Genomic DNA, 17,665 nt, shown 5'->3' with positions numbered 1-17,665 from the left:
AACCAGAGATGCTTCTTAAAAAACACCATATCGTAGAAAAGAACGTCTTCTTTCTGATCCTTGGTATTTTCCTGACCATCATCATCGGCGGTATCGTTGAAATTGTACCGTTGTTCACGATGGAACAGACCATTGAGAAAGTGGAAGGTGTCCGTCCCTATTCGCCACTCGAACAGGCCGGTCGTAACATCTATCTCCGCGAAGGTTGCTATAACTGCCATTCCCAACAGATCCGTCCGTTCCGTGACGAGGTCGAACGTTATGGCCATTACAGCCTTGCAGCAGAATCGATGTATGACCATCCGTTCCAGTGGGGGTCAAAACGAACCGGTCCGGATCTGGCACGTGTCGGCGGAAAATATTCCAATGCATGGCATGTGGCCCACCTGATTGACCCGCGCGCTGTTGTGCCGGAATCGATCATGCCGGGTTATCCGTTCCTGGCGGAACGCAAACTGAATTTCGATGACGCTCAGGCACATCTCGAGACCCTCAAGATGGTAGGTGTCCCCTACACAGACGAGATGATCGAGGCAGCCAAGGCAGACCTGTATCTGCAGGCCAGCGAGGATGCGGCCTATGACGATGATTTCCTCGCGCGCTATCCGAATGCGGCAACAGGTGACTTTGACGGCAACCCGGCAGAATTGACCGAAATGGATGCGCTTGTCGCATACCTGCAGGTCCTGGGCCGGATGGTCGACTTCACCACCTATAACCCGCAGATGAACCTGCGCTAATGCAAGGGGATCGTCATGGAATTCTTTACGCAACTCGCTGACTTTTTCCGCCCTCTGTGGGGTCTGTGGCTGATGCTGCTGTTCGGCGCAATTATTGCCTGGGTCATGTGGCCAAGCAAAAAGCGCAACAAGGACATGGAATCGCATGCGCAGATCCCCTTCCGGGATCAGGATTGAGGGGAGAACAGAGCAATGTCGACAAAAGTCGAGAAAGATCAGGTATCCGGCACAGATACCACCGGTCATGAATGGGATGGCATCAAGGAACTGAATACTCCGCTGCCGTCCTGGTGGGTCTATGTCTTCTGGATCACCGTCATCTGGTCTGTTGGTTACTGGGTGGTTTACCCGTCCTGGCCGACTGCCAATGACTACCTCAAAGGTATGTTTGGCACCACCAACCGTACCGAACTGCACGAAACCATGGCCAGTGTTGCGGCCGAACGTGCACCTTACATGGAACGTCTGGCTGCCCTGGATGTATCGGAAATCGCCAATGACAGCGAACTTCTGAACTTCTCCATGGCTGGCGGCAAGGCCGTTTTCGCTGATAACTGCGCACCGTGCCATGGCACCGGTGGTTCGGGTAACCCGGGCTTCCCGTCGCTTCAGGACGATGCGTGGCTTTGGGGCGGGACGCTTGATGCCATCAACCAGACACTGCATGTCGGTGTGCGCTGGGATGCCAATGAAGATACCCGCTTCAATGATATGCCGGCATTTGGGCGTGACGAACTGCTTGAACGCGACCAGATCGAAGATGTGGTTCAATATGTTCTGTCCTTCACGGACCGTGCAACTGACGCCGCTGCTGCCGATCGCGGTGCGGTGGTCTTTGAGGAAAACTGCGCTTCTTGCCACGGTGACGATGCCAAGGGCGTTCAGGATCTCGGTGCACCGAACCTGACGGATGCCATCTGGCTCTATGGTGGTTCGAAAGAAACCATCACCGAAACGGTCATGAATTCCCGTCGCGGCGTAATGCCGGCATGGGAAGGCCGTCTGGACGAAGAAACCATCAAAATGCTGACGGTTTATGTCCACTCGCTCGGTGGCGGCCAGTAAGTCCGCGTTCAAATACAACTTTTTCAAAAAGGCCCGTGATTTGTAATCGCGGGCCTTTTTCTTTGCCGGGCGGCTCACCCACAACAATTCATACCAATATCGGCTAATAAATTGACATGTGTCATGGTGAGCAAGCCGGGTCTCTCGTATTTTCTGCCTGAGATTTGAATAATTAGAGTTTGCTCTGCAAAGCTGCCAGAAACCCAAGTTCTCCTGACAGACCAACCTTCAAAGCGACTGGCGGGTTCGCCCCGCACAGAGAGCAGTCGCAAGGTTCAGAGCAACAACCAGGTAGCGAACATGGCCATGTCCACTTTGCAGCAACCAGATATCGAACCCAAAAACGTCCCGCACATCGTCGACGAAGGCGATTACGATGAAGTCCCGCTTTATAAAAAGCGCGACAAAGTCTATCCGAAGCGCGTCTCAGGACGTTTCCGGAATCTGAAGTGGTTTGCGCTGATTGCACTTCTGGGCATTTACTGGGTCGTGCCATGGCTGCGCTGGGACCGTGGACCAAGCGCACCGGATCAGGCCGTTCTGATCGATATGGATCTGGGGCGTGCCTATTTCTTCTTCATCGAAATCTGGCCGCAGGAAGTCTATTACATCACCGGCATCCTGATCATGGCTGCCGTTGGGCTGTTTCTGGCCACGTCGTTGTTCGGGCGTATCTGGTGCGGCTATGGATGCCCGCAAACGGTTTGGACCGACCTGTTCATGTTGGTGGAACGCTATATCCAGGGTGACCGCAACGCACGTGTTCGTCTCGACAAATCGAAATGGACGCTGGAAAAAATCTGGAAAGTCGGGGCAACACATGTGGCATGGATCGCCATTTCCATGGCGACCGGTGGTGCTTTTGTCCTTTATTTCCACGATGCCCCGACCGTGATGGTCGATATCTTCACCGCCAACGCAACCTTTGGCACGTATGTCACCATCGCATTCCTGACGGGCTCGACCTACCTTCTGGCAGGCTGGGCACGTGAACAGGTTTGCACCTATATGTGCCCGTGGCCGCGTTTCCAGTCCGCCATGCTTGATGATGAAAGCATGATCGTCACCTATGAAAGCTGGCGCGGGGAAACGCGTGGCCCAATCAAACGTAAGAACCTTGTGCGCGGCGAAGTGCCCGAAACCGGTCACTGCATCGACTGCCACGCCTGCGTGAACGTTTGCCCGACCGGCATTGATATCCGCGACGGCTTGCAACTGGAGTGCATTGGCTGTGGGCTGTGCATCGATGCCTGCAACGAGATGATGGACAAGGTCGGCTTTCCGCGCGATCTGGTTCGGTTCGACTCGGTCCAGAACTCCCAGCTTCGTTCACAGGGCAAGGCGACCCGCGTGCGCATCATTCGCCCGCGCACCATCTTCTATTCATTGCTGCTGGTGATCATTGCCGTGGTCATGATGTTTGGTCTTGCCAACCGCTCGGTGCTTGAACTCAATGTTCTGCGCGACCGTAACCCGCTGTTCGTTGCCCTGTCTGATGGTGACGTGCGCAACGGCTATACCCTTAAGGTTCTCAACAAGGAACAGGCAGAAAAAACCTATGTTCTGTCGCTTGAAGGGATTGACGCAACTGATTTCCAGATCATCGGCCTGACCCCGAACCAGGACGGCACCTATGATCTGGACGTGGCCCCCGACCGGGTCGGCAGTTTCCGTGTCTTTGTGGCAGCTGATCCCCAAACACTTGATGGTAAATCGACACCATTTGAATTCACGGTGACCGATAAGGAAACCGGTAACACCGAAACATATGATACAGTGTTCGCCGGTCCGGAAAACGACCGCTGATCGCAAAAGCGTTTCAGTTCAGGAGACAAGATATGGCAATGCAGATGACATCACCTTCCACAGATCAGAATGGACCGCGCAAGTCGGATCGCTGGATTCCGTGGTATTTTGTCGGCGGCTTCGCCGTCATGCTGATTGCCAATATCTCGCTGATCACCTTTTCGATGACCAGCTGGAATGGCCTTGTGACCAAACATGCCTTCGAAGAAGGCAACAACTATAACGCGGCCATTTCCGGTGCTGCCCGTCAGGAAGAACTTGGCTGGCGCAGCAAGCTTAGTGTCGATGGTGTCATTGATCAAAACGGCACCATCACCGTCCTGTTCCGCGACAAAGATTCCAATCCGATCACCGGGGCGAAAATGTCCATTGTGATGTCGCGGGCGGATCGTGATGATCTTGATACCACCATCGCGATGGCCGAAATCGCACCGGGTGAATATCGTGCAAGTGCTGCCTTCCCGGTTTATGGTCGTTGGCAATTGCGCACCATCGCCAACGCGATGGGGGATGATTATCAAACTGTCGAGTATGTCGTCGTAAATCCATGAACGTCGCCCTTCAGCCCTGTCGCCATTGCGGCGAGCCGGTGACAGCCATGTCACCTGCCGCACCCGACTTTTGTTGTGCCGGGTGTGCTGGCGCTTTTGAGCTCTTGGGCGAAATGGGGCTGACATCCTATTACAATCGACGTGCCTTTGATCCCAAGGTCCGGGCCCTTCGCCCGGACGAAGACGAAATCGCAAGCTTTGATTTCACCGAACTGGCCAGCACCGATACCGAAGGTCATCATCATCTGAACCTGATGGTCGACGGCATCCATTGCGCTGCCTGTGTCTGGCTGATCGAAACCCTGCTGCAACGAAACAGTGCCGTGTTGCAGGCCCGGGTCAATATGACGACACGCCGCCTGCGCCTGAGCTGGCAGGGTGAAGTCGCCGATATCGAAGACATCATTCGCCCGGTGATGCAAATGGGCTATCGCCTGATCCCGTTTGATCCGGCCGCCCTTGAACAGGCAACAACTTCACGCAACAAGGAATTGCTGCGCTGTCTGGCGGTTGCCGGGTTTGCGGCCGGGAACGTGATGTTGCTGTCGGTCTCGGTGTGGGCCGGATATTTTCAGGGCATGGGCGGGGCGACCCGCGATCTGTTTCACTGGATATCGGCCCTGATCGCGCTGCCTGCGGCGGCCTATGCCGGATTGCCGTTTTATCGATCCGCCTTTGGCGCCATTCGCAATCGCCGGGTCAATATGGATGTGCCGATCAGTCTGGGCGTCATTCTGGCACTTGGCATGAGCTTGGCACAAACCATTCGTGGCGAACCGCATGCCTATTTCGACAGTGCGATTACCCTTTTGTTCTTCCTTCTGATCGGACGATATCTTGATGGTCGTGCACGCGGGCAGGCACGCTCGGCGGCTGAACATCTTCTGTCGCTTAATGCCCGCTCGATCACCGTGATTGAACCTGATGGTACGCGGCGCCTGATCGCACCGCAAAAGGCCACACCGGGCATGATCGTTCTGGCTGCGGCCGGTGAACGGATCGGCATCGATGGCAAGGTGATCGACGGCCAATCTGATGTCGATACCAGCATCATTACCGGTGAAAGCATCCCCGTCCTGACCCGTCCGGGCACCACCGTATTTGCTGGAACCACCAATATTTCCGCCCCGCTTCGTATCGAAGTCACCGCCACCGGTGGCAATACGTTGCTGTCCGAAATCGTGCGTCTGATGGAAAATGCCGAACAGGGCCGTGCCAGATATGTCGCGATCGCCGATCGGGTGGCAAAGGCCTATGCGCCGGTTGTTCATACCCTGTCGCTGGCGACCTTTATCGGCTGGTGGCTGATTGGTGGCATTGGCTGGCAGGATGCGCTGATGAATGCCATCGCGGTTCTGATCATTACCTGCCCCTGCGCATTGGCCCTTGCCGTTCCGGTGGTTCAGGTGATTGCGACCGGGCGTCTGTTGCGTGCGGGTATTCTTGTCAAATCGGCAACCGCCCTTGAACGACTGACCAAGATTACCGGCATCATTTTCGATAAAACCGGCACATTGACCACGGGCAAACCTGAACTGGTCGGCGAGCCACAGCAAGACAAACTGATGCTTGCCGCCAGCATGGCCGCCAACAGCAATCATCCGTTATCCCGCGCACTGGTGCGTGCCGCCGGAAACGTGACCCCGCAAACCAATGTTACCGAACAAGCTGGCCTTGGCCTGATGATGCAGGGTCCCGCGGGTCCGATCCGGCTTGGCAGTCGTGCTTTCTGCGATGTTGCCGAAAACGCCGATGTGCCATCCGATATTACCGGACCGGAATTGTGGCTGTCTGAGCCGGGCATTGCCCCGACCCGGTTTGTCTTCCGCGATACGATGCGCAGCGACGCACCCGAAGTGATCGACACCCTGCGCACGCGTGGTTTTGAAATGACCCTCTTGTCGGGTGACCGCGAAAGCACCGTGCGCCAGCTTGCCGAAACACTTGGCATTACCAGCTGGATGGCACGGATGTCGCCGACCGAAAAAGCCAACCATATTCAGGCCCGCGCTGATCGCGGCAACCATGATTTGATGGTCGGCGATGGTATCAACGACGCACCGGCGCTTGCAGCGGCGCATGCGTCAATGTCCCCGGCGACGGCTGCTGAAATTTCGCAAAATGCGGCCGATATCGTGTTTCAGGGTGATCGGCTTGGCGCCGTGATCGAGGCAATTGATGTCGCGCGCAAGGCTGATCGACTTGTCCGTCAAAATTTTGCCCTTTCCTTTGCTTATAACGTGATCACGATCCCGCTGGCGGTATCAGGGTTTGTCACCCCGCTTTTTGCGGCAATCGCCATGTCATCCTCATCCCTGATTGTGATCGCCAATGCCTTGCGTTTACACGCAAAATCGGGCAAGTCTGACGGGGTCGGCATCAAACCGGCGACCACGTTGTCGCAGCAGGCAGGGATATAATGCCATGAGCAACCTCCTTCTCCTGATCCCGATTGCATTGTTTCTGGGGCTTCTTGGCCTTGGGGCCTTCTTGTGGTCGTTGCGTTCCGGGCAGTTTGACGATATGGAAGGTGCGGCAAATCGCATTCTGTTTGATGACGATGACGTCACGCCTCCGGGGAACTCAAAGAAGTTCCATCAAGGCGATAGTTAGAATTGCTTGAAACAGGGCTATCTCATCGGATAGATTTGTTTACAATCCGCCTACCGGGTCACCAGCATCGGAGTCTACGATGGCAGTCCGCCCCCAAATCTGCGAAGCCTGTTCTATCAAGGACTTAACTTTTTGCTCCGCATTGCATGGCGATGAACATGATCAGCTGCGTCAATTGCTTACGCATGCACACTATGACCCGCACACGACGATTTTCCACGAGGCAGAAGACGCAGACTACGTCTTCAACGTCACATCCGGCTCTGTAAAGTTGTATAAATTGCTCGGCGATGGCCGCCGCCAGATCACAGGTTTTCTGTTTGCGGGTGACTTTCTTGGTCTCGCACTGAATGCCAATTACAGCTACACCGCCGAGGCGATTGAACCGGTAACCGCATGTCGGTTCCCGCGTCAGAAGCTGGAAAAACTGTTCGACAAGTTTCCGCATCTTGAAAAACGCATGCTGGGCATGGCGGTCGATGAACTGGCCGCCGCACAGGATCAGATGCTTCTGCTTGGCCGCAAGACCGCCAAGGAAAAGGTCGCATCCTTCCTTCTGATGCTGGCCCGCCGTCAGGAACATCGCGGCGAAAGCAGCGAGACCATCAACGTGCCCATGAGCCGTTCCGACATTGCCGACTATCTGGGTCTGACCATTGAAACCGTGTCACGTACCCTGACCCAGTTGCGCAAGGAAGCAACGATCACGCTCAAGGATAACCGCCATATCGAGGCGGTCGGTCTCGACATGCTTGAAGATCTTGCCGAAGGTCTGTGATTTCTGCGTGCCTGTAATCGGCCAATAGCAATTTAGGACGCTGATCCTTCGAACGATCAGCCAAACTATGCCCAAAATCCCGGTTATTGGCCGAATTGCCTATTTCGCGATTGCAAAAAAGGTTTCCCGATCGCGGTCATGATATTGTAAACATGACCGCACGCTCGACAAAGATCGGGCAGAGAAATCCGGTTGTACCGGGGGAGAAACGTCATGAGTGCCACCAGCAAAAAGATGGGCCGGACCTCCGTCCCAGAACTCCGTGCCCGTAAGGGCAAAGATCCGATTGTCTGTCTGACGGCCTATACCGCGCCGATGGCGCAACGCCTTGATGAACATTGCGACCTGCTTCTGGTCGGCGATTCACTTGGTATGGTTGTCTATGGCATGGAAAGCACGCTTGCCGTGACCGTCGATATGATGGTCAACCATGGGAAGGCCGTGATGCGCGGATCAAAAAATGCCTGTGTTGTTGTTGATCTGCCCTTTGGCAGCTATCAGGAATCCAAGGAACAGGCATTCCGCACGGCATCCCACATTCTGGCTGAAACCGGCTGTGCCGCCGTCAAGCTTGAAGGCGGTGCCGAACTTGCCGAAACCATTGAATTCCTGACCATGCGCGGCGTGCCGGTCATGGCACATATCGGCCTGATGCCCCAACAGGTCAACACCATGGGTGGCTTCAAAAGTCAGGGCCGCGACGAAGAAACCGCACGCAAAACCCTTGCTGATGCCAAGGCGGTTGCCAAGGCGGGTGCCTTTTCGGTTGTTGTCGAAGGCACGGTTGAACCCGTCGCACGTCAGATCACCGAGGCCATCGACATCCCGACCATCGGCATTGGTGCCTCGGTCGCCTGTGATGGGCAGGTTCTGGTCACCGAAGACATCCTTGGTCTATTTTCCGACTTCACGCCAAAATTCGTCAAACGCTACGCCAATCTTGGCGATGCGGTATCCGAGGCCGTCGGCCAATATGCCGACGAAGTGCGCACCCGTCAGTTCCCGACGGATGAACATTGCTTTGGGTTAGCGAAAAAAGGTAAGTTGCGCGCGGTCTGATCCAGACCGCCGCGATTTTCTGCAATCTTCGATACGACGAAAACGATGTCCCTTACGACTGTTCACACTGTCGCTGATCTGCGCGCGACTGTTGCCAACTGGCGCGCCGAAGGCCTGCGTGTCGCCCTGGTTCCGACCATGGGCGCGCTTCATGATGGCCATATCAGCCTGACACACCTTGCCCGTGAACATGCTGACCGGGTGATTGTTTCGATTTTCGTCAATCCGACCCAGTTCGCCCTGAACGAGGATTTCGGCGCCTATCCCCGCACCCTGCCCGCCGATCAGAAACTGCTCGATGACGCCGGGGTGGAGCTGTGCTTTGCTCCCTCGGTCGAGGAAATGTATCCCGACGGCTTTGCCACCAAGGTCTCTGTTGATGGCGCGATGACCAATGTGCTGTGTGGGGCGGCCCGCCCCGGCCACTTTGATGGCGTGGCACAGGTTGTTACCAAGTTGCTGCTTCAGGCCCTGCCAGATTGTGCGATTTTCGGACAGAAAGACTATCAGCAACTGATGGTCATCCGGCGTTTCAGCACGGATCTGAACATTCCGGTCGAGATCATCGGCGCCAAAATCCTGCGTGAAAATGACGGTCTGGCGATGTCATCGCGCAACCGCTATCTGACACCTGACGAACGTGCGATTGCCCCGACACTCAACAAGGTCTTGGGTGACATCACTGCCAAGGCCGCCAAGGGCGCCGAACTCGGCCCGCTTCTGGCCAGGGGGCGCGAAGATATCCTCTCTGCCGGGTTTGATCCGATTGACTACCTTGAAGTCCGCGATGCCGATACGCTGGAACTGATCAGTGATACGGTGACAAAACCGGCCCGAATCTTTGTTGCCGCCCGGCTTGGCAAAGCGCGTCTAATTGACAATCACGCGATTGAGCCTGCGTAATTCTGGGCATGGGCCGGGCATGACTGCCGGTTAAACACCCGGGCACAGTGGCGGAATCGCCGATTGCGCAGCAAACAGGATGAAAAGCGCAGAATAACGCGCTTTTGCGCCCGATTGCGCTTGACTCCCACCCCCTGATCCAATAAACCCTCCCCACCAAAGGTCGCCCAAGAGGTGACTCCCCCAGTCCTCGAGTTTCGAGCACTGGGTTTTAGTTTTTTGTGCGCACACGGTGGAAACACCAGCAACACAGACGGGATTTGGAATGTTTGAAGGACTAAGCGATCGCCTTGGCGGGGTTCTCGATAAGCTGCGCAAACGTGGCGCGCTGAAAGAATCCGACGTCAAGGAGGCCATGCGCGAAGTACGCGTCGCCCTGCTTGAGGCGGACGTGGCACTTCCGGTCGTTAAAACCTTTATCTCCAACGCCACCGAACGTGCAGTTGGTGCTGATGTTCTGCGCTCGGTCACGCCGGGCCAGATGGTCGTCAAGATCGTCCATGACGAACTGAAAAACATGCTGGGCGAAGGCGAGGAAATCAATCTCGCGTCCACCCCGCCGGTTCCGATCCTGATGGTCGGTCTGCAGGGTTCGGGTAAAACCACCAGTTCCGCCAAGATCGCGCTGAACCTGACCAAAAAGCGCAACAAGAAAGTCCTTCTGGCATCGCTTGATATCTATCGTCCGGCCGCCCAGCAGCAGCTGAAAGTGCTGGCCGACGATAACGGTCTTGGCATTCTGCCGATCGTCATGGGCGAGAAACCGGTTTCGATTGCCAAGCGCGCGATGGATACCGGCCGCAAGGAAGGCTATGACGCGGTCATCCTTGATACCGCCGGTCGTCTGCATATCGACATGGAACTGATGAGCGAAGTCGCCCAGATCCGTGATGCGGTCAACCCGGTCGAGACCCTTCTGGTCACCGATGCGATGACCGGTCAGGACTCGGTAAACGTTGCCAAGGAATTTGCCGACAAGGTCGGCATCACCGGTATCGTTCTGACCCGTGTGGATGGTGATGCGCGCGGTGGTGCCGCCCTTTCGATGCGTCAGATCACCGGCTGCCCGATCAAGATGATCGGTATCGGCGAAAAAATCGACGAGATGGAAGCCTTCCATCCTGATCGTATCGCCAACCGTATTCTTGGCATGGGCGATGTTGTCAGCCTGGTTGAAAAGGCTGCCGAAAACATCAAGGCCGAAGACGCCGAGAAAATGGCCAAGAAGCTGCGCAAGGGTCAGTTTGACCTGAACGACCTTCTGGCACAGCTCAAACAGCTTCAGAAAATGGGTGATCTTTCCGGCATCATGGGGATGCTGCCGGGCATGGGCGCGCTGAAAAAACAGATGTCGCAGACCAAGCTTGATCCCAAACTTCTGACCCACCAGGAAGCGATCATCTTGTCGATGACGCCAAAAGAACGTGAAAACCCGGCCCTGATCAAGGCATCGCGCAAAAAGCGTATTGCCGCTGGCTGTGGTCTGACGGTTCAGGATGTGAACAAGCTTCTGAAGCAGTACCAGACCATGTCCACCATGATCAAAAAGATGGGCAAGATGGGCAAAAAGGGTCTGTTTGGCGGCATGCCGAAAATGGACCCGGCAATGCTTGAGGGCGGCGATATGCCCGACCTCAACAACTTGCCAAAAGGATTTACCGGTGGCGGGGGCGGTTTGCCGCCCGGGTTGCCGGGATTGGGAGGCGGCGGTGGCTTGCCTCCGGGATTCCCGGGGTTCGGCAAAAAGAAATAGCCAAGCCCCCGGTTCTGAAATGGGTTCTTCAAGAATTCCTCTTAGGAACCAAAACCGGCCCACAAGGCCGGATCAAAGACCAAGTGAATAGGCCCCTCGGGGTCATGATTTAGAAGACTACAAACCCAAGCTGAAAGGAACTTATCCGAATGGCTGTCAAGATTCGTCTTTCCCGTGGCGGTGCCAAGAAGCGTCCGTACTACCGTATCGTAGTTGCTGACGTTCGTGCCCCGCGTGACGGCAGCTTCATCGAGCGCGTCGGTACCTACGACCCGATGCTCCCGAAGGATGCTGACAACCGCGTTACCTTCAAAGAAGAGCGCATCAAATACTGGCTGTCCGTTGGCGCACAGCCGACCGATCGTGTTGCACGTTTCCTGGGCAAAGCTGGCCTGGCTGACGCGTTCAAACCGACCGAACAGCCGCAGAAGTCTGCTCCGAAAGCGAAAGCTCAGGAACGTCTTCGTGAGAAAGCTGAGAAAGCCGAAGCTGCTGCTGCCGCTGCTGCGGAAGCCGCTGCCGAAGCAGCAGCACCTGCTGAAGAAGAAGCTGCAGGCGAGTAATCGCTGAACGCACGCTTTGATCAGATACCGGAAACTTGTGAACCGAAATGGCTGATACCCGCAAATCCAAAAACGACGAAGCTTATGTCTGCGTCGGCATGATCACCGCCCCGCACGGGGTGCGTGGTGCCGTGCGCGTCAAAAGCTATACCGTCGATCCGGATAACCTTGTCGGTTACGGCCCGTTGTTCGACGCCAAGGGACGCGTGAAATACAAGTTGTCTCCTGTCGGACATGTCCGCGACCAGTTGATCGCCAAGATCGAAGGTGTGGACGACCGGGACGCTGCCGAACGGCTGCGGGGCACCAAGCTGCATGTACCGCGTGCTGCACTGCCTGACACGGTTGAAGAAGATGAATTCTACCTTGCTGACCTTGTCGGCCTGAAAGCGTTCCACATTGATGGTTCGGTTTTTGGCACCGTACGGGGTGTGGCTGATTTTGGCGCTGGCGACGTAATCGAAGTCGCGCTCGAAGAAGCCAAAAACAAGGTAGTTGTTCTTCCCTTCACCAAGGAAGTCGTGCCCGAGGTCATTCTTTCGGAACGCAAGATGGTGGTAAATCCGCCCGAGGGGCTACTGCAGGATGAGGACGGACCCGGTAATCGTAACCGTCGTCCGAACAAACCCCGCAAAGACTCTCAGGCCGACCGCGATTCTGATGCCGTTGCTGCAGATGCAGTAGGCGCGGAAACCGCGACCGGCAGCGGGAAGGAGGCCTGATCGATGTCTGTGTGGCAGGCAAAAGTTGCAACCCTGTTCCCGGAAATGTTTCCGGGTGTGCTTGGTCAGTCTTTGGCTGGCAAGGCGCTTGAAAACGGGATCTGGTCGCTTGATGTCAAAGACATCCGCGATCATGCAACCGACCGCCACCGCACTGTAGACGACAATCCCTTCGGGGGCGGGGCCGGCATGGTCATGCGCCCGGATATTGTCGACGCCGCCCTGCGTGAATTGCGTGGCTCTGCACCGCAGTTGCCGCTGATTTATCTCAGCCCGCGGGGAAAAGTGCTGAACCAGAAACGCTGCCGCGAATTGGCAGCAGGCCCGGGTGCCATCCTGCTTTGCGGTCGTTACGAAGGTATCGACCAACGGGTTCTAGATGAACACGAGGCCGAGGAAATCAGCATCGGTGATTACATCCTCATGGGCGGCGAACTGCCGGCCATGGTCCTGATTGAATCGTGCATTCGCCTCATCGAGGGAACGGTCAACAAGACCGAGTCTGTCGACGAGGAAAGCTTTGAAACCGGGTTGCTTGAATATCCGCATTACACGCGCCCGGCCAACTGGAACGGGCGTGAAGTGCCGGAGATCTTGCTTTCCGGACATCATGCCAAGGTACAAGCCTGGCGGCATGCTCAGGCAGAAGAAATTACCCGCGCGCGACGCCCGGACCTTTGGGACCGGTACGTGGCAAACGGGAACATCAAAGAGGGTTAAACCATGACCAACATCATCCAGCAGCTCGAGAAAGAGCAGCTCGACAAAATCGTTGCGCAGCGCGAAGTTCCGGAATTCGATGCAGGTGATACCGTCCGTGTACACCTGAAAGTCGTTGAAGGTACCCGTGAGCGTATCCAGCAGTTCGAAGGCGTATGCATTGCGCGTAAGAACCGCGGCCTGAACTCTTCCTTCACCGTGCGTAAAATCGCATCGGGCGAAGGCGTTGAGCGTATCTTCCAGTCTTACTCCCCGGCCATCGACAAAATCGAAGTCGTTCGCCGCGGTGACGTACGTCGCGCGAAACTCTACTACCTTCGTGGTCGTACCGGTAAATCTGCACGTATCGCCGAGCAGACCACCGGCCACAAAGGCAAACTGACCGCCGAAGAACGCAAGAAGAAGTAATTCTTCGCTGTTTTCAGCATCAGAACAAAGACGGGCTCACCTTCGGGTGGGCCCGTTTTCGTTTCCGGTCCCTGGTCGGGGCGAGACCAGAAACCACCTAATGCACTCATTAGTTGCATTATAGCGAATCGCCGGATTTAACCTCAAACAATGCAGTCCCGCAGAAATCCGACGATAAATTTATCAGCTTTCATTATATCAGATATCCCTTATCTATATCGTTACACGCTGATTTGGCTACTCTGGGATGCTGTAAAACGGCACACTCTATTTAAAAGTGTGCATAACCCAAAAACACGCGCCCGATACCTTGCGATTTGGAAGGCGGCGTGTATAAAGGCACTCCCGCGGCAAAAACGAACAAACCCGCGTGGTTCTGGATAATAAAATTTCGCAAACCGGATAAAGCCGGTTGCGCCGGAGAAACGCCAAGCCCCACCCGCCGTCAAAAGCAGGTATCGCAGCGATCTTCGTCCCATTCAGAACCGCACCCAGCGGCTTGATCGTTGCTGCTCAAAAGATCGATGTATTATGAGGAGGTCGAGATGGGTCAACCTAAAACCCTTTTTGACAAGATTTGGGAAAGCCATGTGGTCGACACGCAGGATGATGGTACCTGCCTGCTTTATATTGACCGTCATCTCGTCCACGAAGTGACCAGCCCGCAGGCCTTCGAAGGTCTGCGCAATTCGGGCCGCAAAGTGCGCCATCCGGAATTGACGCTCGCCGTGCCTGATCACAACGTTCCGACCTCTGACCGTTCCGAAGGCATCAAGGAAGAAGACAGCCGCATTCAGGTTGAAACCCTTGACCAGAACGCCAAAGACACCGGCATTCACTATTTCCCGATGAACGATCTCCGTCAGGGCATCGTGCACATCGTCGGCCCGGAAGAAGGCTTTACCCTTCCTGGCGTGACCATGGTTTGCGGTGACAGCCACACCTCTACCCATGGCGCATTTGGCGCGCTGGCATTTGGTATCGGTACGTCCGAAGTTGAACACGTTCTGGCCACCCAGACGCTGGTTCAGAAACCGGCCAAAAACATGCTGGTCAAGGTCGAAGGCGATCTGCATCCGGGTGTAACCGCCAAGGACATCACCCTTGCGATCATCGGTCGCATCGGCACTGCTGGCGGCACCGGCTATGTCATCGAATATGCTGGCTCGGCCATCCGTTCGCTGTCGGTTGAAGGCCGCATGACGGTCTGCAACATGTCGATCGAAGGCGGCGCGCGCGCAGGCCTGATCGCCCCGGACGAAAAAACCTTTGAATATATCAAGGGCCGCCCGATGGCGCCGAAAGGCGCCGCGTTCGAGCAGGCTGTTGAATACTGGAAGACCCTGCCGTCTGACGAAGGCGCACATTACGACAAGATTGTCGAAATCGATGCCGCCGAAATCGTCCCGCAGGTTACCTGGGGCACCAGCCCGGAAGACGTCGTTCCGGTTACCGGCACCGTTCCGTTCCCGTCTGACGGCAAGGATGCCGGCAAGCAAAAGGCCATTGCCCGTTCGCTGGAATATATGGGTCTGACCGCCGGCACCCCGATCGAGGAAATCAAGATCGACCGCGTCTTTATCGGTTCTTGCACCAACGGTCGTATCGAAGACCTGCGTGCTGTTGCCGAAGTCGCCAAGGGCCGCAAGGTTGCAGAAACCGTCAATGCCATGATCGTTCCGGGCTCCGGCCTTGTGAAAGAACAGGCAGAGGCAGAAGGCCTGCATGAGATCTTCATCGAAGCAGGCTTTGACTGGCGTGAGCCGGGCTGCTCGATGTGTCTGGCGATGAACCCGGACCGTCTGGCCCCGGGCGAGCGTTGCGCTTCGACCTCGAACCGTAACTTCGAAGGCCGTCAGGGCCGTGGTGGTCGTACCCACCTCGTCAGCCCGGCCATGGCAGCTGCGGCTGCGATCACCGGTCATCTGACCGACATTCGCAAACTCGGTTAAGGAAGGTTCCCCATGGCCGATCACACATTGATCAATTTCCGCGAAAGTGCCCCTCGTCTGGGCCGCGCACCCGTGCTTGAGCACCTCCTGCCGCAACTGACCGGCATCAACCTGCCGGACTTCGTGGCCCAGGAACTCGACGCGACCGAAGAATTGATCGAAGCACTCGGTCTGGCCTGGGAAACTGGAAGCAAGGGATAAGATAATGGAAAAATTCACCAAGCTCACCGGTGTTGCAGCACCGCTGCCGATGATCAATGTCGATACCGACATGATCATTCCCAAACAGTTCCTCAAAACCATCAAACGTTCGGGCCTTGGCAAGAACCTGTTTGATGAAATGCGTTACGACGATAACGGCAACGAAATCCCGGATTTCGTTCTGAACAAACCGGCCTATCGCAATGCCAAAATCCTCGTATCGGGTGACAATTTCGGCTGTGGCTCGTCGCGTGAACATGCACCGTGGTCGCTGCTTGATTTCGGCATTCGCTGCGTGATCGCACCGAGCTTTGCCGACATTTTTTATAACAACTGCTTTAAGAACGGCATCCTTCCGATCCGTCTGCCGCAGGAAGATGTCGACAAACTGATGGCCGATGCCGAACGCGGTGCCAATGCCACTGTCACGGTTGATCTTGAAAATCAGGAAATCACCGGTCCGGACGGCGGCTGCATCAAGTTTGAAGTCGAAGAATTCCGCAAGCATTGCCTGCTGAATGGCCTCGACGACATTGGCCTGACCCTGCAGAAGGCCGATGCCATCAACGATTTCGAAGCCAAGCGCGCTGCATCGCAGCCCTGGCTGTCGCTGTAATTGCAAAAAACATCGGTTTGCCGCCCGTTTTCTGATCGTTACGGGGTGAGCGGCCCCAAAAAATCTGGGAAGGAAGCATTTATGAGCACCACCAAAAAAGTACTGATGCTGCCGGGCGACGGAATTGGCCCGGAAGTCATGCGTCAGGTTCAGCGCGTCATGGACTGGATGGCGAAAAAGCGCAGCGTGAATTTCGAAATCACCGAAGGTCTGATCGGCGGCGCATCCATTGATGCCCATAAAAACCCGCTGACCGACGAAACGCTTGCGGATGCCATGGCAGCCGACGCTGTTTTGCTGGGTGCTGTTGGTGGTCCGAAATGGGACGACATGCCGTTCGACATCAAACCGGAACGTGGCTTGCTCAAAATCCGTAAGGAAATGGGCCTGTTTGCCAACCTGCGTCCGGCACTGGTGTTTGACGCCCTTGTTGGTGCATCGACGCTTAAAGAAGACGTCGTTAAGGGTCTTGATATCATGATCCTGCGTGAACTGACCGGTGGCATCTATTTCGGTCAGCCGCGCGGCATCGAAGAACGCGACGGTGTCCGTCACGGCTTCAACACGCTGGTCTATTCCGAGCCGGAAGTCGAACGCATCGCACGCGTTGCCTTTGACATGGCAATGAAACGTAACAAGCGCCTGTGCTCTGTCGACAAGGCCAACGTTCTGGAATCCACCGTTCTGTGGCGCGAAGTTGTCGAACGTGTTGCCAAGGACTTCCCGGAAGTCGAACTGAGCCACATGTATGTCGATAACGCCGCCATGCAGCTCGTGCGTAACCCGAAACAGTTTGACGTGATGGTCACCACCAACATGTTTGGCGACATTCTTTCCGATTGTGCCGCCATGCTGACCGGATCGCTTGGTATGCTGCCGTCTGCATCCCTTGGTGCGGCCGACGCAAACGGTGCGCGCAAGGCGCTTTACGAGCCGGTACATGGCTCTGCCCCGGACATCGCTGGTCAGGACATCGCCAACCCGCTGGCAACCATCCTGTCCTTCGCCATGATGCTGCGCTATTCGTTTGACATGGGCGACGATGCCACCCTGATCGAAGACGCGGTACAGAACGTCCTTAAGGGCGGCCTGCGTACAGCAGACATCATGCAGCCGGGCATGGCCAAGGTTTCGACCACGGTTATGGGTGAATCGCTGATCAGCGAACTCGACAAGCTCGTCTGATCGTTTCCAACGATCCCGATATTAAAAAGG

At 55.9% G+C, this 17,665-nt stretch carries 19 protein-coding genes; all 19 read left to right on the top strand.

The window, feature by feature from the left end:
• The first annotated feature begins 8 nt into the window (after window positions 1-8).
• Window positions 9-740: a cytochrome-c oxidase, cbb3-type subunit II gene (gene ccoO / locus TH2_RS07580; RefSeq protein WP_008889826.1), complete on the top strand. Its 732-nt coding sequence runs from the start codon at window positions 9-11 to the stop codon at window positions 738-740.
• A 15-nt stretch (window positions 741-755) separates the two neighbouring features.
• Window positions 756-917: a cbb3-type cytochrome c oxidase subunit 3 gene (locus tag TH2_RS20750; protein WP_008889825.1), complete on the top strand. Its 162-nt coding sequence runs from the start codon at window positions 756-758 to the stop codon at window positions 915-917.
• A gap of 15 nt (window positions 918-932) precedes the next feature.
• Window positions 933-1,805 carry a cytochrome-c oxidase, cbb3-type subunit III gene (ccoP, locus tag TH2_RS07575; RefSeq protein WP_008889824.1) on the top strand — a complete coding sequence of 291 codons (873 nt, stop codon included), beginning with the start codon at window positions 933-935 and terminating at the stop codon, window positions 1,803-1,805.
• Between the two features lie 300 nt (window positions 1,806-2,105).
• The gene (gene ccoG, locus TH2_RS07570; RefSeq protein ID WP_008889823.1) at window positions 2,106-3,611 is read left to right on the top strand and encodes a cytochrome c oxidase accessory protein CcoG; all 1,506 of its coding nucleotides are present in this window, start codon (window positions 2,106-2,108) and stop codon (window positions 3,609-3,611) included.
• 32 nt (window positions 3,612-3,643) lie between these two features.
• Window positions 3,644-4,162 (top strand): FixH family protein, encoded by a 519-nt coding sequence (locus tag TH2_RS07565; protein WP_008889822.1) that lies wholly within the window; start codon window positions 3,644-3,646, stop codon window positions 4,160-4,162.
• 47 nt (window positions 4,163-4,209) lie between these two features.
• Window positions 4,210-6,582, top strand: coding sequence for a heavy metal translocating P-type ATPase metal-binding domain-containing protein (locus TH2_RS07560; protein ID WP_238538671.1), 2,373 nt, complete (start codon window positions 4,210-4,212; stop codon window positions 6,580-6,582).
• Window positions 6,583-6,586: 4 nt separating this feature from the next.
• Entirely contained in the window at window positions 6,587-6,775 is a 189-nt protein-coding gene (gene ccoS / locus TH2_RS07555; RefSeq protein WP_008889820.1) for a cbb3-type cytochrome oxidase assembly protein CcoS, read from the top strand.
• Between the two features lie 79 nt (window positions 6,776-6,854).
• Window positions 6,855-7,553, top strand: a complete 699-nt coding sequence (locus tag TH2_RS07550; RefSeq protein ID WP_051007599.1) for a cyclic nucleotide-binding domain-containing protein — start codon at window positions 6,855-6,857, stop codon at window positions 7,551-7,553.
• Window positions 7,554-7,766: 213 nt separating this feature from the next.
• Window positions 7,767-8,612 (top strand): 3-methyl-2-oxobutanoate hydroxymethyltransferase, encoded by an 846-nt coding sequence (gene panB, locus TH2_RS07545; RefSeq protein ID WP_008889818.1) that lies wholly within the window; start codon window positions 7,767-7,769, stop codon window positions 8,610-8,612.
• 45 nt (window positions 8,613-8,657) lie between these two features.
• Window positions 8,658-9,515, top strand: coding sequence for a pantoate--beta-alanine ligase (panC, locus tag TH2_RS07540; protein ID WP_008889817.1), 858 nt, complete (start codon window positions 8,658-8,660; stop codon window positions 9,513-9,515).
• A 265-nt stretch (window positions 9,516-9,780) separates the two neighbouring features.
• Complete coding sequence (gene ffh / locus TH2_RS07535) at window positions 9,781-11,268, top strand: signal recognition particle protein (RefSeq protein ID WP_008889816.1); 1,488 nt, start codon at window positions 9,781-9,783, stop codon at window positions 11,266-11,268.
• 149 nt (window positions 11,269-11,417) lie between these two features.
• The gene (gene rpsP, locus TH2_RS07530; protein ID WP_008889815.1) at window positions 11,418-11,831 is read left to right on the top strand and encodes a 30S ribosomal protein S16; all 414 of its coding nucleotides are present in this window, start codon (window positions 11,418-11,420) and stop codon (window positions 11,829-11,831) included.
• A gap of 47 nt (window positions 11,832-11,878) precedes the next feature.
• The gene (rimM, locus tag TH2_RS07525; RefSeq protein ID WP_008889814.1) at window positions 11,879-12,553 is read left to right on the top strand and encodes a ribosome maturation factor RimM; all 675 of its coding nucleotides are present in this window, start codon (window positions 11,879-11,881) and stop codon (window positions 12,551-12,553) included.
• A gap of 3 nt (window positions 12,554-12,556) precedes the next feature.
• Window positions 12,557-13,273 carry a tRNA (guanosine(37)-N1)-methyltransferase TrmD gene (gene trmD, locus TH2_RS07520; protein ID WP_008889813.1) on the top strand — a complete coding sequence of 239 codons (717 nt, stop codon included), beginning with the start codon at window positions 12,557-12,559 and terminating at the stop codon, window positions 13,271-13,273.
• A 3-nt stretch (window positions 13,274-13,276) separates the two neighbouring features.
• Window positions 13,277-13,681: a 50S ribosomal protein L19 gene (gene rplS / locus TH2_RS07515; RefSeq protein ID WP_008889812.1), complete on the top strand. Its 405-nt coding sequence runs from the start codon at window positions 13,277-13,279 to the stop codon at window positions 13,679-13,681.
• 545 nt (window positions 13,682-14,226) lie between these two features.
• Window positions 14,227-15,633, top strand: coding sequence for a 3-isopropylmalate dehydratase large subunit (gene leuC, locus TH2_RS07510; protein WP_008889811.1), 1,407 nt, complete (start codon window positions 14,227-14,229; stop codon window positions 15,631-15,633).
• 12 nt (window positions 15,634-15,645) lie between these two features.
• Entirely contained in the window at window positions 15,646-15,834 is a 189-nt protein-coding gene (locus tag TH2_RS07505; RefSeq protein WP_008889810.1) for a hypothetical protein, read from the top strand.
• A 4-nt stretch (window positions 15,835-15,838) separates the two neighbouring features.
• On the top strand, window positions 15,839-16,450 hold the full coding sequence (gene leuD, locus TH2_RS07500; protein ID WP_008889809.1) for a 3-isopropylmalate dehydratase small subunit: 612 nt from the start codon (window positions 15,839-15,841) through the stop codon (window positions 16,448-16,450).
• Between the two features lie 81 nt (window positions 16,451-16,531).
• Window positions 16,532-17,635 carry a 3-isopropylmalate dehydrogenase gene (leuB, locus tag TH2_RS07495; RefSeq protein WP_008889808.1) on the top strand — a complete coding sequence of 368 codons (1,104 nt, stop codon included), beginning with the start codon at window positions 16,532-16,534 and terminating at the stop codon, window positions 17,633-17,635.
• Window positions 17,636-17,665 lie beyond the last annotated feature (30 nt).

This window comes from Thalassospira profundimaris WP0211 (assembly GCF_000300275.1).
In the GTDB taxonomy this organism is placed as follows: Bacteria; Pseudomonadota; Alphaproteobacteria; order Rhodospirillales; family Thalassospiraceae; genus Thalassospira; species Thalassospira profundimaris.
Note: the sequence above shows the minus strand (reverse complement) of the source record. Positions and strands in the feature narration are given on the sequence as shown.

Excerpts from the sequence above, each read along its gene's own strand:
- TH2_RS07565 (WP_008889822.1), top strand. The coding sequence starts at position 3,644 with ATGGCAATGCAGATGACATCACCTTCCACAGATCAGAATGGACCGCGC.
- rimM (WP_008889814.1), top strand. The coding sequence starts at position 11,879 with ATGGCTGATACCCGCAAATCCAAAAACGACGAAGCTTATGTCTGCGTC.
- rpsP (WP_008889815.1), top strand. The coding sequence starts at position 11,418 with ATGGCTGTCAAGATTCGTCTTTCCCGTGGCGGTGCCAAGAAGCGTCCG.
- TH2_RS07505 (WP_008889810.1), top strand. The coding sequence starts at position 15,646 with ATGGCCGATCACACATTGATCAATTTCCGCGAAAGTGCCCCTCGTCTG.
- leuC (WP_008889811.1), top strand. The coding sequence starts at position 14,227 with ATGGGTCAACCTAAAACCCTTTTTGACAAGATTTGGGAAAGCCATGTG.
- panB (WP_008889818.1), top strand. The coding sequence starts at position 7,767 with ATGAGTGCCACCAGCAAAAAGATGGGCCGGACCTCCGTCCCAGAACTC.
- ffh (WP_008889816.1), top strand. The coding sequence starts at position 9,781 with ATGTTTGAAGGACTAAGCGATCGCCTTGGCGGGGTTCTCGATAAGCTG.
- ccoP (WP_008889824.1), top strand. The coding sequence starts at position 933 with ATGTCGACAAAAGTCGAGAAAGATCAGGTATCCGGCACAGATACCACC.
- leuD (WP_008889809.1), top strand. The coding sequence starts at position 15,839 with ATGGAAAAATTCACCAAGCTCACCGGTGTTGCAGCACCGCTGCCGATG.
- TH2_RS20750 (WP_008889825.1), top strand. The coding sequence starts at position 756 with ATGGAATTCTTTACGCAACTCGCTGACTTTTTCCGCCCTCTGTGGGGT.
- ccoO (WP_008889826.1), top strand. The coding sequence starts at position 9 with ATGCTTCTTAAAAAACACCATATCGTAGAAAAGAACGTCTTCTTTCTG.
- TH2_RS07550 (WP_051007599.1), top strand. The coding sequence starts at position 6,855 with ATGGCAGTCCGCCCCCAAATCTGCGAAGCCTGTTCTATCAAGGACTTA.
- trmD (WP_008889813.1), top strand. The coding sequence starts at position 12,557 with ATGTCTGTGTGGCAGGCAAAAGTTGCAACCCTGTTCCCGGAAATGTTT.
- TH2_RS07560 (WP_238538671.1), top strand. The coding sequence starts at position 4,210 with ATGTCACCTGCCGCACCCGACTTTTGTTGTGCCGGGTGTGCTGGCGCT.
- leuB (WP_008889808.1), top strand. The coding sequence starts at position 16,532 with ATGAGCACCACCAAAAAAGTACTGATGCTGCCGGGCGACGGAATTGGC.
- panC (WP_008889817.1), top strand. The coding sequence starts at position 8,658 with ATGTCCCTTACGACTGTTCACACTGTCGCTGATCTGCGCGCGACTGTT.
- ccoG (WP_008889823.1), top strand. The coding sequence starts at position 2,106 with ATGGCCATGTCCACTTTGCAGCAACCAGATATCGAACCCAAAAACGTC.
- rplS (WP_008889812.1), top strand. The coding sequence starts at position 13,277 with ATGACCAACATCATCCAGCAGCTCGAGAAAGAGCAGCTCGACAAAATC.
- ccoS (WP_008889820.1), top strand. The coding sequence starts at position 6,587 with ATGAGCAACCTCCTTCTCCTGATCCCGATTGCATTGTTTCTGGGGCTT.